Annotated in this window: 1 protein-coding gene; it reads right to left on the bottom strand. The window is 73.1% G+C overall.

The window, feature by feature from the left end:
• The coding region (locus N7568_RS25265) for a hypothetical protein (RefSeq protein ID WP_261612370.1) at positions 1-238 on the bottom strand (238 nt) is incomplete at both ends.

Below are 238 nucleotides of genomic sequence, written 5' to 3'. Positions count from 1 at the left end.
CGCCAACGACAAGCGGTGTCCGCTGGCCGCCGAGCTCGACCCTGAGGGCGTCTCCCGGTGCCGGATCCACGCCTCCCCGGGCCGCGGCCGTCCGGCCGGGGCCGGGACGCCAACTGAGGAGGCACTGGGCCGGGCGTGCGAGTGAGCTGAGCACCTGGACGGAAACTATTGCGGCGGTTTCGGCAGTACTGAGCCTGCGCCGGCCGAGGGTGACGAGGAGTTCGGGGAGGCCTGGCAG

The organism is Paenarthrobacter aurescens, from assembly GCF_025421775.1.
In the GTDB taxonomy this organism is placed as follows: Bacteria; Actinomycetota; Actinomycetes; order Actinomycetales; family Micrococcaceae; genus Arthrobacter; species Arthrobacter aurescens_B.
This window is presented reverse-complemented; position numbering and strand designations above follow the sequence as displayed.